Origin of the sequence: Citrobacter sp. Cpo148, from assembly GCF_030332375.1 — a bacterium.
Lineage (GTDB): Bacteria > Pseudomonadota > Gammaproteobacteria > Enterobacterales > Enterobacteriaceae > Citrobacter > Citrobacter portucalensis.
Map to the genome: position 1 here is coordinate 287,987 of NZ_JAOWHY010000046.1, position 20,233 is coordinate 308,219.

Consider the following 20,233-nt stretch of genomic DNA (forward strand, 5'->3'; position numbering starts at 1 on the left):
TTTTTATGATTAGATTGATAGTACTTATATTTAAATGAGTGTCTATATTTATATAAATGACAGCAAGTATTCTCATGGTAAATAATTATTTAATGATTAATGCATTCGTTAAATGAATGCATTAATCATTAAATAAATATTTTTGTTTGTATTAGATAAATATTTTCTTGATTGTCATTTTAAATATAAAAACATAATGTATTATTCGATTAATTAATGACATTGATCATGTTTTTACCTATGGAATATATCGGATTGCATTAGCGTGATAATTATAATAGTTAATTGTCATCAACAGCCATTGTTAACTGCCTGCAGAAATGACGTTGTAAGAAACATGTTGAGCGATTGGAACGTGCTCCATTAGGAAACGCAAAATACCGGCAGGAATCGCCGGTCTGAGAGGGACGTATGGGTGACAGTTTTCAGAATGAAGTGCCGACGGCACGCGTTAATATTAAGTTAGATTTACACACCGGAGGCGTTCAAAAGAAAGTTGAATTGCCTTTAAAACTACTAACTGTCGGTGATTTCAGTAATGGCAGAGAGCAGCGACCATTATCTGAGCGTGAAAAGATAGATATTAATAAAAATAATTTTAACGATGTGTTGGCCAAGTTTTCACCAGCGGTTAATTTAAGTGTTAAAAATACGTTAGCTGATGATGACAGAAAGGACGATATTAACCTTACCTTTAAGAATATCCGCGATTTTGAACCTGAGCAGGTCGCACGAAATATCCCGCAATTACGTGTTCTGTTGGCTATGCGTAACTTACTACGTGACCTGAAATCTAACTTACTCGATAACGCTGCTTTTCGTCGCGAGCTGGAAACAATCCTTAAGGATCCAGCCCTGAGTCAGGAATTGCGTAATGAGCTGGCAACTATGATGCCAGAAGAGATTTAACGCTCTACAGGGTTTCCTCCGCTAAATCGGCAGGAATAGTAAAGGAACATAAAAGGAATATGTTGATGTCTGTTCAGGAACATACCTCTTCAGCCGCGACCACCACGACCAGTGAACGCAGTGTTTATCAGTCCCTCTTTGACAAAATTAATCTTTCCCCCGTCGCGTCATTAAAAAATGTAGATGCGTGGCAGAGTGATGAAGCGCTTTCTGATGCCGCTCCGGCGGAGCGTGTGACCGCTGCTATTCAGGTTCTGGTCTCATGTCTGGCGGATGCCGCACAACCCTTAGAACGCCTGGATAAAACGCTACTCGATGAGCAGATTGCTCGTCTGGATAAGCAGATTAGCGATCAGGTTAATGAAGTTATGCATCATGCTGAATTTCAAAAACAAGAATCGCTCTGGCGTGGTTTGCATTCAATGATCTCTGGTATCGATTTTCGCCGAAATGTCCGTGTCGAAATGATGGATGTCAGTAAGGATGCGCTGCGTGATGATTTTGATGACGCGCCGGAACTTATCCAGAGTGGGTTATATCGTCATGTTTATATTGAAGAATATGACCAGCCAGGTGGCGAACCTATTGCGGCAATGATTTCAGCGTACGAATTTGATAACAGCCCGCAGGATATTGCGCTGCTGCGCAATATTTCTGGCGTATCGGCAGCCTGTCATATGCCATTTATTGGTTCAGTTGGGCCGAAATTCTTCCTGAAAGAAAATATGGAAGAGGTCGCAGCCATAAAAGATATCAATGATTATTTCGAACGTGCTGAATACATCAAATGGAAAGCATTTCGTGATAGTGATGATTCACGCTATATCGGATTAACTATGCCGCGTGTACTGGGGCGTTTGCCGTACGGCCCTGATACCATTCCTGTGCGCAGCTTTAACTATGTCGAAGAAGTTAAGGGCCCGGATCACGAAAAATATCTGTGGACCAGCGCATCTTTCTCTTTCGCTGTGAATATGGTGAAAAGTTTTATCAAGAATGGTTGGTGCGTCCAGATCCGTGGACCACAGGCGGGTGGCGCGGTTAAAGATTTACCTATCCATTTGTACGATCTGGGGACGGGTAATCAGGTGAAAATCCCGTCTGAAGTGATGATCCCGGAAACTCGTGAATTTGAATTCGCCAACCTTGGTTTTATTCCGCTTTCTTATTATAAGAATCGTGATTATGCCTGCTTCTTCTCTGCTAACTCGGCTCAAAAACCTGCGCAGTTTGATACCCCGGAAGCAACAGCTAACAGCCGGATTAACTCGCGTTTGCCGTATATCTTCCTGCTTTCTCGTATTGCTCATTACCTGAAAATCTTGCAGCGAGAAAACATTGGTACGACCAAAGATCGCCGCCTGCTTGAGCTTGAACTAAACAACTGGTTACGCAGTCTGGTAACCGAAATGACCGATCCTGGCGATGATTTGCAGGCTTCACATCCGCTTCGTGATGGGCGTGTCGTGGTGGAGGACATTGAGGATAACCCGGGTTTCTTCCGCGTGCGCCTGTACGCCATCCCGCATTTCCAGGTTGAAGGTATGGATGTCAGCTTGTCGTTAGTTTCACAGATGCCTAAGTCGAAATCTTAACGGCGTAATGCACAGGAGGTGCGATGAAGATCTATCGTCCGTTATGGAGCGAGGGGGCTTTTCTGGCTCCCCAACAGTTTCAGCAACAGACACGTTGGGATGCTTACGTTGCTGACGTTGTTGCTCACATGTCACTTTCATCACCGTGGGGCGTCATCAGCGCGGAGTTTGATGAAAGTGCGCTAACGGTTTCCCGTTTGAATCCCGTTAATCTGGTTGTGCGCTTTCCTGACGGTACGTTAGTGGATACAGGTATTTCAGATAACCTGCCTCCAGCGTGTGATTTATCGCATCTTACTGGCTACAACAGCGTTGATATCGTGCTGGCATTGCCGCTGCTTTCAGCTAATGGCGGCAATCTTTCATCAGGCAACGGTGTCAGCCGTCCGTGTCGCTGGCAGCAGGAATGGCTGCCAGTTCAGGATCTCTCCGGTCAGGAACGGACTGATATGGCAGTGCTGCGGCATGCTATCACCCTCCGGTATGCCCATGACGATAACAGCGCTTACCTGACTTGTCCGGTAGCTTGCCTTATTCGTAATGCTCAGGGGCAATGGGAGCTGGGACGTGATTTTTTACCCCCCTCGCTTTCACTCTCAGCCAGCCCCTTATTAATCAACTCGCTCAGTGATTTGGTGCATCGTATCCAGGCTCGTTGTCGCCGCCTGATGTCCTTGCGCCGAGAAAGTAACGAACGAATGGCGGATTTTGCAGTAGCAGATGTTTCGTTGTTTTGGCTGCTGAATGCGCTTAATAGTTCGGAACCTGTTCTGAAAGAAATGCTGCAAAACCCAGGCCGTCATCCCGAACTTTTGTGGCGTGAGCTGGCGCGGTTAGCGGGCAGCCTGCTGACCTTCTCGTTAGAAAATGATGTCAGCGTTGTACCTCCATATCAGCATGCAAATCCGCAGCAGGTATTCCCGCCGCTGTTTGCTCTGCTGGTGGAACTGCTGGAAGCCAGCCTGCCGTCTCGTGTTGTCGCTATTGAACTGACGCAGGAGCGACAGTTCTGGTATGGCGCTCTGTCGGATGCCCGACTGCGTGAAGGTGCTGATTTTTACCTGTCCGTTCGCTCGGGTCTCCCCGCACATGTCCTCCTGGCGCAATTTCCACAGCTCTGTAAAGCAGGGAGCCGGGCGGATGTGTCAGATGTCGTCAATGTGGCACTCAGCGGTATTCCATTAAAACCGCTGACACATGTACCCGCAGCCATCCCGTTACGACTGGAAAATCAATACTTTGCTCTTGAAATTAATCATCCAGCAGCCCAGGCCATGTTGGACGCCGGTAATTGTGCTTTCTATGTGCCGGGAACGCTGGGAGAGATTCAACTTGAGCTGTTTGCAGTATTAAGGGATTGAAATAAATGAATAAGGAAATTGATCAGGTTTTCTGGCCAACATGGCTTGCTGTAAGCCAGCTACGTGACGGGGCAGAAGTCGACGACGGAGCTGTTCTTTATCGTCGGGCCAGCCAATGGGTTGAATCTGCACGTGAGGCATTGCGTGATATGGGGTACAGCGAACACAGCGTTGAACATATGCTCTACACGCAATGTGCGTTACTGGATGAAAGCGTGTTGAACCGCAACCGGCAGGATAGCGGTTATATCACCTGGCTTGCGACACCCTTACAGGCCCGTTATTTCAATACCACCAACGCAGGGGAAGAGTTCTGGGAACGCATCCGGTCTGTGCTGCGTGAGCCCGTTCCTGATACCGCCGTAATAACCTGCTTTTATCGCGCAATCACGCTCGGTTTTGTTGGGCGCTATCGTGAGCAAGGTGACGAACGTCGTGAAGATGTTCTTGAGGCGCTGGCGGCTCAGGCGAAGCCTTTTAAGTTAACGCACGATGCGCCCGTAATCATGCAGGCGTCCGGTTTCTCTGGCAGTAAGCGTCGCTGGTGGCAGGCATGGATTGTCGGCGCGGTGGCGTTGGGGGCTTTATGGTTAACATTTTCTCATGTCTTACAAGGGCTGGTTGCTCAGCTTATTGGGCAGGGCTAAAACATGGCTCAGTTGCGAGGGATCGTTAACTATGTGCTGACAGCTGTCCTGGCTTTGTTGCTGGTTTGGGGATTCAGTCCGTTAAGTACGGGTGTCCGGGGCGGCCTGACCGTCTTTATTTTATTGTTTTCCATTCCAGGGATCGTTTACGGCTGGCGTCAATATGGCCAGTTGAGATCAGCGCATTCCGAGCATGAAGTTCCGCTCCCTCCGGAGAGTTTCAGTGGGCCAGTTGTGCTCGTGTGTGGCGATAATGCCCCCTTGTTTGCCGGACGCAGCGGTTCTTGCGAGAGCTCGCAGGGCTGGTATTTATCTGTCCAGTCCCCTGAGCATTACATTGCTCTGGTTCGTCAGATAGCTGCTCAGCGTCCTGGGCTTCTTATGCGCGTCTCCGTAATGCTGGCATTAACTCCGGAACGGCATACTGATGAAGATGCGCTTAAGCACATACTGCTCAGTTGGCGGCGAGTGGTGACCCAGAGTCGGCGTTGGTTATCAGGTGTACCGCCGTTTTGGTTGTGCTGTTGGCTGAATTCTCCTCAATGTAATGAGGCTGTACGCTGGTTTATTCGAACCCCTCAGGATGCAGAAGTGCAGTCGGCTACGGGATTAGACGACTTTGCTCCTTTCTCTTCGCAAGAGAGCCCAGCCCGCCATTCTCATCTTACACATGCAGTGTGGTTAGATAATTTACTGGGCTGGCTGAAGAAGGTACAAGGCGATACTGAACACCATGCTCTGCCTGTTTTCTTTGCATTACGGGTTGTGTGTTTCACCTCATCAGCGGTCTGCGAAAATAACCTCTGGCAACGGCATATCGTTGCTCAAACAACGCTTTCCCCTGCGGCGTCAGTAGCGCCCGCACTGCTGCCTTTTCCAGATTTAGCATTGCCATTCTTATCCCGCCGTCGGGCGTTGACAGCATTTCAACGGACGGTGGGCGTAAGTGGTCTGCTATGCGGCATTTTCATCGGAATGGCGATGGCATGCAGCTTTATCAATAACCAACATCTCATCAGGATCACAAACGATCACCTGATGCTATACCGCCAACTTAGCGGTAATCCTGCCGAGCCAAAGATCCTGGCCCAGGATCAACTTCGTCGTGATGCACAACTCCTTGAGCGCTGGTATCAGCGTGGCGAACCACTTTCTCTTTCAATGGGATTGTATCAAGGAATGAGATTGATCCCCCCTTTGCAGGTTGCCATAAGTGACTGGGGGTCACCCGAAAAACCGAAAGTGACTGCCCCGCAAACTGTACGTCTCGACAGTATGTCGCTGTTTGATACGGGTAAGTGGGCGCTAAAAGCGGGTTCAACAAAAGTACTCATTGGGGCTTTGGTCAATATCAAAGCCAAACCCGGGTGGCTGATAGTCATCGCCGGACATACCGATGATGTGGGTGACGATAAATCTAATCAGCTGCTCTCTCTCAAACGCGCGGAATCTGTTCGTGACTGGATGCGAGATACCGGTGATGTCGCGGAGAGCTGTTTTGCCGTTCAGGGCTACGGCGAATTACGCCCCTACAAAAACAACGATACGCCGGAGGGTCGGGCTGCCAACCGCCGTGTAGAGATCAGTCTGGTACCGCAGGCTGATGCCTGTCGGCTGCCGGGCATGAAGGAACCGTCACCGCAAGGTGGTGACGCATTAGCGAAGTAAAAATGGAGAAAGAGTTATGGCAATTCCAGTCTACCTTTGGCTGAAAGATGATGGCGGCGCGGATATTAAAGGTTCTGTTGACGTAAAAGACCGTGTAGGCAGTATCGAAGTGGTGGCACAGGAACATAACCTGTACATCCCTACCGATAACAATACAGGTAAGTTGACCGGTACGCGCATCCATACCCCGTTCCTTTTCACTAAGGAAATCGATGCCTCCAGTCCATATCTGTACAAGGCTGTAACCACCGGTCAGACCCTGCGCCAGGCAGAGTTCAAATGGTATCGCATCAATGACGCGGGTCAGGAAGTGGAATACTTCAACACCACGTTACACAACGTGAAAGTGGTGAAAGTAAACCCTGTGATGTACGACATCAAAGATCCCGCAAAAGAGAAGCATAACCACCTGGAACAAATTGAACTGCGCTACGAGAAGATCGTCTGGACGTATAAGGATGGCAACATTATCCATTCTGACGCCTGGAACGAGCGTACCACCGCGTAATGCGCTAACGGATGAGGATTTCCTCATCCGTTTTTTTATGCCCTCTGCTGAGCTTCCGGGGCGGGGGTTAAGCAGAGAGTATCAACATCACTATTACCTTATGGGCATTGGATTACGGCTACGGGCGGTAGCGTGCCTGAATACAGGGAGTCAGGAAGCAAATGGAACACCATTCAGCAGTGCTATTACGACGTCTCAACCCCTATTGTGCTCAGGCGCTTGAAGCAGCGGCATCGTTATGTCAGACGCGCGCGCATGCAGAAATCACTCCAGAACACTGGTTGCTGAAGCTGTTGGAGCAGGGGGAGGGCGATATTACTGTCATTGCTCGTCGTTATGAATGGGATATCGATAATCTCTGGCAGTCACTGCTGGCGCATCTGGATGTTCAGCCGCGTTCCGTGAAAAGCCGCCCCCAGTTGTCTGATGCGCTCCTTTCTGTAATGCAACAAGCGTGGTTGTGTGCCGCAACGGATGAAAATTCGCAGATACGTGGTGTGCATCTACTGATGGCCCTGGTGGGAAAGCCTTCGCTACTGAAGTGTGATGGCCTGTGGCCTCTTCTGAGCGCCGGACATACTCAACTGGAACGCCTCCTGCCGCTATTAAATGTCCAGTCGGATGAACGTCCTGAGAGACAGCAAGAAGCCGCTCTGGCACAGGTTTCTCCTGATGATGAACCGCGTCCTGGCCTGGCTGAATCGACGTTATCGCCAGCATTACAAGGCGTGCTCGATAAATTTACGCTGGACGTGACCGCGAAAGCGCGTGCCGGCGATATCGACCCGGTATTTGGTCGCGATAATGAAATCCGGCAAATGGTGGATGTGTTGTCCCGTCGGCGAAAAAATAATCCCATTCTGGTCGGGGAACCCGGTGTCGGCAAAACCGCTCTGGTGGAAGGTCTGGCGCTGCGTATTGCTGAAGGTAATGTGCCGGATAGCCTGAAATCAGTAACATTACGCACGCTGGATCTTGGGCTGTTACAAGCAGGTGCCGGGGTGAAAGGTGAGTTTGAGCAGCGGTTGAAAAATATCATTGATGCCGTTCAACAATCGCCAACGCCTGTTCTGCTCTTTATCGATGAAGCACACACCATCATTGGGGCCGGTAATCAGGCGGGAGGCGCTGATGCAGCCAATCTGCTAAAACCCGCTCTGGCCAGAGGTGAATTACGAACTATCGCGGCGACCACATGGAGTGAATATAAACAGTATTTTGAGCGTGATGCTGCGCTGGAGCGGCGTTTTCAGATGGTTAAAGTGGATGAGCCGGATGATGACACTGCCTGTTTAATGCTGCGTGGTCTGAAATCACGCTATGCAGAACACCATGGCGTTCACATCACCGACGAAGCGGTTAAAACTGCTGTTACGCTCTCTCGCCGCTATCTTACCGGGCGACAATTACCCGACAAAGCCGTCGATCTGCTGGACACCGCAGGTGCAAGAGTGCGGATGAGCCTTGATACCGTTCCGGAATCACTGACGCGTTTGAAGTCGGAGATCACCGCGCTTGAAATGGAAAAGCAGGCATTGCTTGCAGACCTCACGGTAGGAAATGGTCAGCATGGTGAAAGGCTGGCCACCATTGAACAGCGTGAAAATCTTCTGCTTGTCGAACTGGATGAACGAGAAACTCAGTATGGTCAGGAATTAGCGCTCACAGAGCAACTGCTGGCCAGCCGCCGTGATATTTCTCGTCAGGCGGAAACGGTTGAATTGCAGCAGCAGCTTAGTGTGCTTCAGCAGGACCATCCGTTACTGTTTCCGGATGTAGATGCGCGCACCGTGGCTACGGTGATCGCCGACTGGACCGGTATACCATTGTCTTCATTAATGAAGGACTCCCAGGCAGACTTACTGACGCTTGAAACCCAGATGGGAAACCGGGTTGTCGGCCAGGATTACGCGCTGAATGCGATCGCACAGCGGTTGCGGGCATCAAAAACAGGACTGACGCCGGAAAACGGCCCACAGGGTGTGTTCCTGCTTACTGGACCAAGTGGAACCGGCAAAACGGAGACGGCGCTGGCCCTGGCTGACATTCTGTTTGGTGGTGAAAAATCGCTGATCACGATTAATCTGTCTGAATATCAGGAGCCGCACACTGTGAGCCAGCTAAAAGGCTCACCTCCGGGATATGTGGGTTATGGTCAGGGAGGGATCCTGACCGAGGCGGTGCGAAAACGCCCCTATAGCGTGGTACTGTTGGACGAAGTAGAAAAAGCGCATCGCGACGTCATGAATCTGTTTTACCAGGTATTTGACCGTGGTTTCATGCGTGACGGCGAAGGTCGTGAAATTGATTTTCGCAATACCGTTATTTTGATGACCTCCAATCTTGGCGGCGACGCTGTAATGCAGATGCTGGAAGAACAACCGGAAACCACAGAGTCTGAGTTGCACGAACTGCTGCGCCCACTTTTGCGCGAACACTTCCAGCCAGCGCTACTGGCCCGCTTCCAGACGATTATCTACCATCCGCTCAGTGAATCTGCGCTACGTACGATTGTACAAATGAAACTGGATCAGGTTAGCCAGCGATTACTGCGTCACTACGGCATCACCACGACGATATCCGAGAGCCTTTTTGATGCCCTGACCGCCGCTTGCCTGCTACCGGATACGGGGGCAAGGAATATTGATAGTCTGCTCAACCAACAAATCTTGCCTGTGCTTAGCCAGCAGTTGTTAACGTATCTTTCCCGGCAGCAAAAACCTCAGCAACTCACTTTAAGTTGGAGTGATGAAGAGGGAATTGAACTGATAATTGATAGCGAGTGAAAAATAAAACTCAGTGATAATACTAGCGCTGGGTTTTACTTTGTATCGGGATATGCTTTGCGCTAAAGGACTAAATATGGATGGTGCTAAAGATCTTGCAAAAGATATGCTCGAAGCTATTAACGTTGATGATTCTGGGTTTATAGCTGCTTTGGCTAAAGGGCTTATATCATTTCCTGTGAGTATGGGATATCTGGCCTACGATTTTATGGATACAGAACATCGCAGAACGAATGAAGATGATAAATACAGGTTTGCCAGGCTTCTTAATAAAGCAAAGCTAAATAAGGAGTTGATAGGTCAGGTTATTGATATCTTTATTAGAGATTTTTCTTCGCGACTGGACGTTGCTTTAATGACGGAGAAAATTGTTGGGAGTAGTGCTGGAAGGATAATTTTCTCAGAGCTAACTGGCGTTAAAATTGGGGCTGTTATTTCTAATCGGTTAGTCACAGCATTTTTTTCAGGTGCTCTTATAGGCTCGCTTCTTACGTTGGGAGCGGAAGTATCCAGAGCAATCTATACATCTCGCTATCTGGCTGCAAGGAGTCCGGGTTGTTATCAGAAATTGAAAGATATGTGGGATCTGGATTTGCTTTATTTTCTGATAGAAGATCTTGTTTCACCTTTTGAAAAAGCAATTGAACTTCACAATGCAAATGAAGTGTTTTTTAATGAGGTTTGCCAATGTTTTCTGGACGGCTTGGGAAGTTTAGAGAAATAGCTATATATTTAATGTATTGTTTTTCATATCTTCTAGGTAATATCTTATGCATGTTTGGTATTGCCTTTTCTATTTGGTTTTTCTTCATTTCAGACGATGAGTTTAGATATTTATGGGGCATGGGTAATTTTTTATTGATTGTTTTAGGGTATTTTGTGATGAAATTTGGCTGGCCTCATGTGCGTAGTAATTGGGATGATTATCTGTAATTTTTTTATTTAATGGAAAACTGTGTCGATCAGTTTTTATTATTATTTCATAAGCGCGTAAATATAGTTTATTAAATAGCGTTAACTCCATGAATATGGAACTAACAATATCAGGGCCTACGCTTAACCGCTACAGCTTAACGATCTCTTCATGCCCGTATGCACTGGATGTGTTGCGTTTTGAGGGACTGGAGCAGTTAAGTGTTCTCTACCATTATTCAGTCCGTTTCATCAGTAGTATTGAGTTTGAGTTATGAAGAGCGAATGACTCTGGAGTTTAATGATGAGTAAACGTAACGATATTATTGAACCTTCCGAGTGGACATCGGATCGTAAAACAGGGCTTGTTTACAGCGAAATATTGGGATGGATAGATATAGGCCATGCACAGGGAAGTGATATTAAAAACCTACTGTCAGATATAAAACGAGGTGAATCAAGTCGTGATGGTTATTATGACGTCACCTATAGCCAAAAGATGTTTGTATATCATCGCCAGTTTGGTACAGGAAAGTTTGTTAAGTGGCGTATCAAACAAGGTTTATCTGCATGTGAGAAAAATAGCGTTGCGTTAGCCATGATGACGACGACGGCACGCTTGTTTGAAAGTTTGCAATCTAATTGGTGTTTTAGTTGGTATACCGACAGTGGGTTTAGCGGTGAGGATCTTACCTCCGATCTTTTAGGCTTCTACCGGGCAATCCTTCCTTCAGACTATCAGTCAAGACTGAGGCTTGTCAGTAAAGAGCAGGCCCTGAGTAGATGGGATTATTATGGGCCGATAGGCAATTATAAAAATAAAGGATTTTTACCATTACTGTTTCCAGCCCCCAAGGATAACTGTGCTGTCCATAAACCCTATAAAGGGCAACTGCCTTCATTTATGACATGGGTGCAACCGTGGAGTGATTTCACTTCTGGTCGGGTAGAAATTATCCCCGGGGATGGCGGTTATTATTCATTTTTGTCGAGGTGAATGGTAATGAGCTACTATAAAATAATACTGGTGATGATTATTTTGATTTTCTTGTCACCGCTGTTAATACCCTGGCCAGATAAATTAGAATATCGGGAAAGCGATCTTTTTGACTACTATTTCTATACTGATGTTGATATCAAACAGACTCCAAGGATATCAAATAATTATCGCTTTGAATATATTTCTCCTGATGGAAGTACACGGGAAACAAACCTTGTTGTTTTTTACGGTGGTGATGTGGGAATTATTCGTGATTATCTAACATGTCTTGGTTTTCATCTTTATGATTATAGTGATAATGGAAGAGAAGAACTTTGGATATCAAATGATAATCGTCGATTTACTTTTTCTATTGTCACTAACAAGAAAAAAGATTTGGTCAGTTTAATAAAAACAATGCGTTGAAGGTAGGTTTTGTTCTAGAAGTGACTCTTTATAATATTACAGGGGGTAAATATATGGGAATGAGTGAATCACTTGACGGTGGGATGTCATTTATATCTGAAAATACGCTGAATCGCTATCAATTGTATATCCCTTCATGTAAATCGATACTGGATGTTATTAACTTTAATGGTACAGAGGAAATGAGTTCGCTGTATCGATACGTAGTACACTTTTCCAGCCAGGATAAAGATATTGCGGCCGAATCAATACTTAGAAAATCAACGACATTGACTATGGGAATGGGGAAGTTAAGTGAGTTAACTGCCCGTAAAATGGTACATGGTATTGTGACATCTTTCCATCGTATCAGTGGTTCAAAAGACCAGACAATTTATCAGATAATCATTGAACCCTTTGTCGCGTTGCTGAAAAACCAATTTCGTACACACCGTTTCTTTATTAATATGTCAGTTCCGGAAGTTGTTACTCAAATTTTACAAGAGCATGGTTTAAAAGACTGGGAATATAATTTTGATTTAGTAATGGAATATCCCAAAAGAGAGCAAATTAATCAGTATCAGGAGAGTGATCTGGTTTTTATTGAACGCCTGCTCTCTGAAGTTGGGATTTTCTTCTTCTTTAGGCTTCAGCCTGATGCTGGCACTGAGGTGATCTATTTTGCTGACAAACAAAGCGCATGGGAGTTTGGCAAAACATTACCGCTGAATAGTCCCTCCGGAATGAATGACAATGGCATCGACTCAGTCTGGGATATTCAGTTCCAACAGTCTGCGGTGCAGGCATCGGTTACTGCCGGGGATTATAACCATCGCCAGGCTCAGAAAATATTATTTTCTGCACAAACCGATATGACTTACGGTGAAGGTGACGAGGTGACTTACGGGGATGTTTACCACTATCGCCCACGCCATCTTGAAACGGGTGATAAGGTTTCGCCGGCGCCTGAGACAGGGAATTTTTGGGCGCGTCTGGAACATGAGCGTTATCTCTCCTCACAAGCGACAATCTCTGGATTATCAACCGATGTAAGCCTCAGCCCGGCTCAGGTCCTGAATATTACGGAATCCACACCTGTCCCAACGCTTCCTGCCAGTGTGCGTAACAGCTTGCTGGTTACGGCGGTTTCATTCAGCGCAAGCCGAAAGGAAGCGCTACAAGTGGTGTTGATGGCGACCATTTACAGTGAAACGCGCTGTTGGAGACCTCCACTCAAACCGCGACCAGTGATTAGCGGCACACTAATGGCACGTGTTTCAAGCCCGAAAAAGAATGATGAATATGCTCATTTAAATCAGAGCGGGCTTTATTGGGTTAAGTTTGATGCGGATCGCGATGAAAAACAACAGGGCTACGAAAGTATGCCGGTACGCCTTGCCAAACCCTACGGCGGCGACACTTATGGTATTCACTTCCCGCTGATACAGGGCACAGAAGTGGCGGTGGCGTTCCATGAAGGGGACCCGGACCGGCCCTATATCGCCCATGCGCTGCATGACTCCCGGCATCCGGACCACGTGACACAGGCAAACCATACCCGCAACGTCATCCGCACGCCTGCGAACAACAAGCTGCGCATGGAGGACAAACGAGGTGAGGAGCACGTCAAGCTCAGTACCGAGTATGGCGGGAAAACGCAGCTGAACCTGGGGCATAACGTGGATGCGGGGCGTGCGCTGCGGGGAGAGGGGGCCGAGCTGCGCACAGACGACTGGGTGGCGGTACGCGGCGGTAAAGGGGTTTTTATCACTTCGGACAGGCAGAGTGAAGCTTCGGACAGGATGCTGGAGATGAAAAATGCTGCCGCGCAAATGGTTCAGGCGCTGTCTGTGAGTGATGCCCTGGCGAATGCTGCCGATATCGCACAGGCGTGGCCGGCAGACTCAGATACAGCAAAGGCACTGAATACAGCGTTAAACAATCTTACTCAGCCAGGGATTGTGCTCAATGCACCGGAGCACATAAGCATCAGTAGTCCGAAGTCGGTGCGTCTGTCCTCAGGCAGTGAAAGCGTGGGGCTGGTCGCGGGTGGTAATACAGATATCAGCGTGATGAAGAAATTTACTGCCGTGGCGGGGGAAGCCATCAGTCTGCTGGCCCTGAAGCTGGGTATACGTTTATTTGCCGCAAAGGGGAAGGTTGAAATCCAGGCCCAGGATGACGGGATAGATACCGTGGCGAAAAAGGACATTACCATCACAAGCGTGGAGGGCAAAGTGTTAGTGACGGCAGCCGACGAACTGGTGCTGAACTGCGGAGGAGCCTATATCAAACTCAGCGGAGGTAATGTGGAGATAGGCTGTCCGAAAAATATTCTGCTCAAATCTATCAGCGTGCAGAAATTAATGGCTGCTGATTATGATCTGCCAAAGCCAGAGCTACCGAAAGGATTTAATGATTTCTTTATCGCCAAAGATGAGGATTCTGGGGAGATTATGCCTTTCGTACCTTATCGAATTAAAACAGGAGAGGGAAACGTATATGAGGGGGTAACGGATGCTGAAGGTAAAACCATTACCGTATATACCGCACAGCCTGAATCTTTAGATATCGAATTACTTTGATTTTTTAATTTTAAACAGGGAGGTATTTATGGCAACAGGTGAAGAGAAAACTAAAACGTCTGCGCAAGGCTCAGGAAAAGTTGTTAAAGGTAAACACGATCCAGAAATTTATCTCCACCCTGGCAGCGCGACAGTACTTTGTGTTGATGCAACTGCTGAAAAAACAATTAAGGAGGAGCATTACTTTTTATCAGGGTTACTGGAAAAACAGCTAAAGGCACAGAAAGATCTTGATGAAGCCAATTATGCGGCAATTTTACAGGCTGATACTGTACCAGAAAGACAGCTTCAGAGTAAGGTAACAGAAGCATACGCCGCACTCAATAAAGCCAATAAAGCATTTCGCCAGGAATTAATGACTCTCACGGCCAATGTCCCTGAAGGGGAACTTTTGGATGAAAAAATGAAGGAGAGTGCTATTGGCATTATGGAGTTAATTCCCCTTAATAAAAACTCTGTCACTGGATTCAAAAAAACTTATATTCGTTCTGAAAAGATCAAAGAAGATTGGCGTAGATATAAGCTTAGCAATGTTGACAAAAAAACAGGCGAAGCCAGCTTTATTAAGTACCATGACAAAAACATTTCCGTGCAAGATGAAAATGGTAAAACTGTTAATAAAACTGTACGTCAGGCGAAAATAGACCCCCAGGAGCTAAAAAAACAGCTGAAAGAAGCCTCTGTTAAGTTCAAGTTTGATATTTGTGAAGATAGCAACATTATTGTCAGCGATTGGGCAAAAGAGATGAATAAATCGCTGTCCTGGCCGAAGGGGGGGAATGCTGATGAGTCCGTCTATCATCAGTATGTTGATATTAGCGCTCAGGCCCAGCTCATGCGATTTAGCCATGGCGCAGGGATATCCGCGGAATTTAATCCACTAAAGGGTAAGGTTGAAGGGAAATTAGAGGGGCACGCCAGTTTTGCGTTAGGTGAAGCGAAAGCAGAAAGCACTTTATATGTTCCGGACAGGCTAGGCATCAGTCTGCTGTTTCCGGCAAAAGCCGATACCCCGCAAACGCCAGGCGGTATCTGTAATATGGGGGCGCTGCGTTTTGCCCTGAAAATGGTGTTGTCCGGCAGTGTCGGAGCCAGTGTGGCAGTTGAGGTTGGCGCAACGCTCGACTGGAGCGGTGAAATGGGCAAAGGTTACGGTATTAAAGGCCGTCCAGCGGAGCTTCCTCCCCCGCCGCTACCGGGCAAACGAACAATTAATTTACATACTCCGGAAACACCTGAAGCACAGGGCGGAGGAGAAATTGGCGCTTTTGTGGGTGCCCAGTTCGGGGGCAATATCAGCGGCGCCATAGAATGGTTCGACCCGCATCCTGACGACACGCCTCCCGCTAACGTCGGGAAGACGGACGATAAAACCATCGTCAGTAAAGAACGGAAATTTGCGGCAATTGCGAAGCTGGAAATGGGGGTATCGCTACAGGCGGGTGCCGGGGGAAGCGCGGTTTTCTACGTCACCTACATCCAGGGGCGTTTTCGTATTTATTGCAAAGCGGCATTTTGCTGGGGAGTCGGTGCAAAGGGGAGTCTGGGGTTTGAGGTTGATGGCGGCTGCTATTTAGCCTTTATGAAAAGCTTTATGTATATGCTGCGCAACGTTGATTATCAGAAGTTAGCCGACATGATGGAACTAGATGCCTTTCAGGCATTGTGCGCGATCCCCTTAATTATGGCGGCCCGTGGCGTCCATGCGGCGGTCGCTATGGTCGAAGAGACAAAGGATATCATTGCTCAATTAGCGTATGATTTAAAACATGAAAATAACCGGGTTAAGCTGATGGAAAGTGTGCTGAATAATCCGGAACAGTTTAAATACTCGCCACCGGAAACCAAAGGCGCGCTGATTGCGCAGCTAATGGATATCAGTTGGGCGGACCCTCTCGACCCGCGAAACCAAAATAATAACCCGCTCACGTTTAACTCCTGGAAGTTAGGGCCAATGAAACGCCGTAAGCAGGCCATCTTCCTGGCGTTGAAATGGGTGCAGAGTAAAGCGGATTACGACAATGTTATGCAGCATATTACTGAAAATCCGGGGGCGACAAAAGGTGACCGTAATAAAAATGAACAAGCAGTGATTACATTCCTCTCTGATGGTGAGAATGATTCTATATTTTTTACCCATTACGGTAAGAAGCTACCTGAGTTATATAACAATCTTCCGGAGAGGGTTTCACCAGTGGAACCGTTCAAGCCTATTCCCGATAAATTAATGGATCAGTATTTAGCGTTGATTGACCAGCAACAGACATATGACCCCATGAGTGATGACGGACAGACCAGAACGGTTTAATTAAGGATGTCATAATGAATAAGCAATACTGCGCCGCGCTATTAGTAACAATCAGTTTTTGTAATGGCTGTGATAGCAGCACCAGTACTGAACACCAGCAGCTCACCCAGGCGCTGGTGAAGCACTCGCTGGATAATATGGTCCCGGTCGCGGGCGGTGAGTTTTTAATGGGGGACTTTGGTCCGCTGATTTGGGAAAAACTGCCCTTCAGCATGAACCAGGATGATAAATACCTGCATAAGGTCAGGCTGAGTGACTTTATGATCGGCAAATATAAGGTCACGCATAAAGATTATAATGAGTATATTAAAATCACCCATGGAAAGAAGCTTACCTATGTATTTGGTGGGAAGTTACTGGCGGATGACGTTCCCGTCAGCGTCCCCTGGCAGATGGCCAAAGACTACTGCCTGTGGTTGGGTAAAATGTCGAGTAAACGGGTGGATTTACCCACCGAAGCGCAGTGGGAATACGCGGCCCGCTCCCGGGGACAGTATTTGCCCTATGCCACCAGTAACGGAAAAATAGAGCGCGGAGTCAACGTTCCCACCTTTGATGAAAGAGCAAAAATGAATGGTGTAGGGATATCGATTTACCCGGTCGGGAAATATCCCCCCAATCCACTGGGGTTGTATGACATGGGACTAAGCGGTGATGAATGGGCTAATGACTGGTATGCGGCGGACTACTATGCACACTCGCCGGTTGATAACCCGCAGGGACCGGGGACCGGCGACAGGAAGGTTATGAGGGGATATTCAGGAGGAGATTATCAGTATGCCCTGACCATGTTTCGCAAGTCGAACCTCCCTTCCCCACTTTTTGACGGGCATAAAGCAGAAGATGACCAATTTCCTCCCAATTTTGGCTTTCGCTGTGTGGTGAATAACGGATGACGGCGCATATTCTGAAACTTCTTACCCCGGGAATATTTTTTCTGGCGCTGACCGGTTGTGATAACAGCACCAGTGCGGAAAACCAGCAGCTCACCCAGGCGCTGGTGAAGCGTTCGCTGGATAATATGGTCCCGGTCGCGGGCGGTGAGTTTTTAATGGGGGACTTCGGCCCGCTGATTTGGGAAAAACTGCCCTTCAGCTCGAACCAGGATGATAAATACCTGCATAAGGTCAGTAGAACTCATGCCTTAGGCGCTAGAATTGAAGTTCTTGGAATGTTTTTGGCATCATGGAAGTATTGCCGTATTTTTTAACACCACCCAAACGACGGAATGGAAAGAGTGTAAGGTACCTAACAGTCCTTCTTCATGCCGCAGGATTCGTAAACGGCTTCCCATCGAGACCAGATTGTATTTGGTTCCTGAACTTATTTTAGAGGCCAGTCAAAAGGCGAATGAAGCACAAAAAAGATTCACTCAATTATTAACAAAGATGGATAAAGAAGACTGGTTTCCTCCTTATACTAACCCTGATTTAGATCATGCGACGAACGTTGGCAGGCATTCCATGCCAGATCAATATTTGAGTTATCTTAATAACCAACTAAAAGAATGTACTCAGCCAACATTGACCATGATGAGGAGAATCAACAGAGAGAAATTTTTAAAGCAAATGAAAACGTATGAGAGTAGTTCCCCGGTGGAAGAGTTTACAAGAAATAGTGCTTTCATTGAGATTCATGATGTAGTCGCATCGACGCTGGATATGACGCGTGGAGTTAAGGGAGGAAATGAAGCCTTGGAATATATAAAGCCACTTAACTTTGAGGAGTTTGAGCTATGATTGAAAAATGCTTTATTTTAACCCTGGTGATTATGTTATCGGGCTGCGTTTCAGAGCGGAATCGAACATTATCTCCTCCAGAGGATACCCAATGGGTCACAGTAGGAGTCAATGTCCCTGAAGAACTTATGGTGCTTCCTTTGGCGGTAATTTATCGTTCAGAAATATGTAAACGCACTCGGCATAATTCGTCCGGGGAAGCTTATGAAGTTCCCGGGTATAACTCAATGGAATTTCCAGTATCCCAAAAAGATAGTACAAAGAATTTCTATGATGTGAAACTTGCCCGGCAAGGCGGAGGGCGTTGTCAATGGCATCTGTCTGTGGCTGATATACGGTTGCAATACAAAAATACCCTACAGTTTGGTCAGGGTACAGAGTCGGTAGAAAGTAGCATCAGGCTGGAATTTGATTACCTTGCGGCGAATCAAGGTGGTTGGCATCAAAGAATCAACAGAGATGGCTTGATTTCAAAAGATTATTTTCCATATTTAACTGAGGATTTTATTGGTGGTTATGAAAAAATTATATGGATATATAATGGAAAAATGGACGAGCGGTACTCTGCGTTAAATATAAATTCGATTACATTTTATCCCCTATTGCATTCAGATAAATTAATAAAGAGCATAGGCCCGAAAAAGAAAGAGAAAGGAGCTCATAGGACGTTGATTTATCCTGATGGTACGACGATTCCGATAACTGAAGCCTTTCCTGATATTGACGTATTGAAGAAATTTATAAAGTGATGAAGGACAGAGCAATCGCTCATATTATTATAAATACAAATCTCTTTATTCATTTCAACTGATTTAGGTTAACTAGTTGTTCATGGATTAAAAACTTTGTCGAGGGATTGGTATATGATATGGACATATTTTTTCGCACCGCTGGTAATGTTATCGGGCTGCGTTTCAGAGCGGAACTGGACATTATCTCTCCCAGAAGATACTCAATTGGGCACGGTGGTCGTTGAAATGGGTACAAAGCAAAGCCGATTACGACAATGTTATGCAGCATATTACTGAAAGTCCTGGAAAGGTGAAAGGTGACCGCATTAAAAATGAGCAGACGGTAATTACATTCCTTTCCGACGGTGAGAATGATTCTGTGTTTTTTACCCATTACGGTAAGAAGCTACCTGAGTTATATAACAATCTTCCGGAGAGGGTTTCACCAGAGGAACCGTTCAAGCCTATTCCCGATAAATTAATGGACCAGTATTTAGCGTTGATTGACCAGCAACAGACATATGACCCCATGAGTGATGATGGACAGACCAGAACGGCTTAATTAAGGATATCATAATGAATAGGCAATACTGCGCCGTGCTATTAGTAATAATAGCATTTTGTAATGGCTGTGATAACGGCACCAGTGCGGAAAGCCAGCAGCTCACCCAGGCGCTGGTGAAGCGTTCGCTGGATAATATGGTCCCGGTCGCGGGCGGTGAGTTTTTAATGGGGGACTTCGGTCCGCTGATTTGGGAAAAACTGCCCTTCAGCTCGAACCAGGATGATAAATACCTGCATAAGGTCAGGCTGAGTGACTTTATGATTGGCAAATATAAGGTCACGCATAAAGATTATAATGAGTATATAAAAATCACCCATAGCAAAAAGCTTACGTATGTATTTGGTGGAAAATTACTGGCGGATGACGTTCCCGTCAGTGTCCCCTGGCAGATGGCCAAAGACTACTGCCTGTGGCTGGGTAAAATGTCGGGTAAACGGGTGGATTTACCCACCGAGGCGCAGTGGGAATACGCGGCCCGCTCCCGGGGACAGTATTTGCCCTATGCCACCAGTAACGGAAAAATAGAGCGCGGAGT

Annotated in this window: 17 protein-coding genes and 1 pseudogene; all 18 read left to right on the plus strand. The window is 46.9% G+C overall.

The features are described from left to right. The first annotated feature begins 411 nt into the window (after positions 1-411). Positions 412-909: a type VI secretion system contractile sheath small subunit gene (gene tssB / locus OGY10_RS16275; RefSeq protein WP_267454941.1), complete on the plus strand. Its 498-nt coding sequence runs from the start codon at positions 412-414 to the stop codon at positions 907-909. A 65-nt stretch (positions 910-974) separates the two neighbouring features. Continuing rightward, positions 975-2,504 carry a type VI secretion system contractile sheath large subunit gene (gene tssC / locus OGY10_RS16280; protein ID WP_048225521.1) on the plus strand — a complete coding sequence of 510 codons (1,530 nt, stop codon included), beginning with the start codon at positions 975-977 and terminating at the stop codon, positions 2,502-2,504. Positions 2,505-2,527: 23 nt separating this feature from the next. Next, positions 2,528-3,865 (plus strand): type VI secretion system baseplate subunit TssK, encoded by a 1,338-nt coding sequence (gene tssK / locus OGY10_RS16285; RefSeq protein WP_079934133.1) that lies wholly within the window; start codon positions 2,528-2,530, stop codon positions 3,863-3,865. A 5-nt stretch (positions 3,866-3,870) separates the two neighbouring features. Continuing rightward, positions 3,871-4,512, plus strand: coding sequence for a type VI secretion system protein TssL, short form (gene tssL / locus OGY10_RS16290; RefSeq protein WP_003828335.1), 642 nt, complete (start codon positions 3,871-3,873; stop codon positions 4,510-4,512). A gap of 3 nt (positions 4,513-4,515) precedes the next feature. Next, a complete protein-coding gene (locus tag OGY10_RS16295) occupies positions 4,516-6,180 on the plus strand; it encodes an OmpA family protein (protein WP_286577026.1) in 1,665 nt (554 codons plus the stop codon). Between the two features lie 16 nt (positions 6,181-6,196). After that, positions 6,197-6,688: a type VI secretion system tube protein TssD gene (tssD, locus tag OGY10_RS16300; protein WP_003024437.1), complete on the plus strand. Its 492-nt coding sequence runs from the start codon at positions 6,197-6,199 to the stop codon at positions 6,686-6,688. 161 nt (positions 6,689-6,849) lie between these two features. Then, a complete protein-coding gene (gene tssH / locus OGY10_RS16305) occupies positions 6,850-9,474 on the plus strand; it encodes a type VI secretion system ATPase TssH (RefSeq protein ID WP_286577028.1) in 2,625 nt (874 codons plus the stop codon). 76 nt (positions 9,475-9,550) lie between these two features. Further along, on the plus strand, positions 9,551-10,198 hold the full coding sequence (locus tag OGY10_RS16310) for an Ssp6 family T6SS pore-forming effector (RefSeq protein WP_286577030.1): 648 nt from the start codon (positions 9,551-9,553) through the stop codon (positions 10,196-10,198). A gap of 492 nt (positions 10,199-10,690) precedes the next feature. After that, positions 10,691-11,383 carry a hypothetical protein gene (locus tag OGY10_RS16315; protein ID WP_149608066.1) on the plus strand — a complete coding sequence of 231 codons (693 nt, stop codon included), beginning with the start codon at positions 10,691-10,693 and terminating at the stop codon, positions 11,381-11,383. A gap of 6 nt (positions 11,384-11,389) precedes the next feature. After that, positions 11,390-11,791: a hypothetical protein gene (locus tag OGY10_RS16320; protein WP_191226777.1), complete on the plus strand. Its 402-nt coding sequence runs from the start codon at positions 11,390-11,392 to the stop codon at positions 11,789-11,791. 53 nt (positions 11,792-11,844) lie between these two features. Next, a complete protein-coding gene (locus OGY10_RS16325; RefSeq protein ID WP_191227198.1) occupies positions 11,845-14,355 on the plus strand; it encodes a type VI secretion system Vgr family protein in 2,511 nt (836 codons plus the stop codon). Between the two features lie 28 nt (positions 14,356-14,383). After that, positions 14,384-16,663 (plus strand): hypothetical protein, encoded by a 2,280-nt coding sequence (locus OGY10_RS16330; RefSeq protein ID WP_249418640.1) that lies wholly within the window; start codon positions 14,384-14,386, stop codon positions 16,661-16,663. A gap of 14 nt (positions 16,664-16,677) precedes the next feature. After that, complete coding sequence (locus OGY10_RS16335) at positions 16,678-17,559, plus strand: formylglycine-generating enzyme family protein (RefSeq protein WP_191226778.1); 882 nt, start codon at positions 16,678-16,680, stop codon at positions 17,557-17,559. Then, positions 17,556-17,792, plus strand: a pseudogene (locus tag OGY10_RS16340) (hypothetical protein); the annotation flags it as partial. The gene OGY10_RS16335 and the pseudogene OGY10_RS16340, both read left to right, overlap by 4 nt. A 175-nt stretch (positions 17,793-17,967) precedes the next feature. Beyond that, entirely contained in the window at positions 17,968-18,402 is a 435-nt protein-coding gene (locus OGY10_RS16345) for a hypothetical protein (protein ID WP_149608020.1), read from the plus strand. Further along, positions 18,399-19,151, plus strand: a complete 753-nt coding sequence (locus OGY10_RS16350) for a hypothetical protein (protein WP_191226779.1) — start codon at positions 18,399-18,401, stop codon at positions 19,149-19,151. Before OGY10_RS16345 ends, OGY10_RS16350 begins: the two co-directional genes overlap by 4 nt. Positions 19,152-19,374: 223 nt before the next feature. Continuing rightward, on the plus strand, positions 19,375-19,695 hold the full coding sequence (locus tag OGY10_RS16355; protein WP_188110111.1) for a hypothetical protein: 321 nt from the start codon (positions 19,375-19,377) through the stop codon (positions 19,693-19,695). A gap of 14 nt (positions 19,696-19,709) precedes the next feature. Continuing rightward, positions 19,710-20,233 (plus strand): formylglycine-generating enzyme family protein (locus OGY10_RS16360; protein WP_286577038.1); only part of this gene is annotated, 524 nt, incomplete at its 3' end.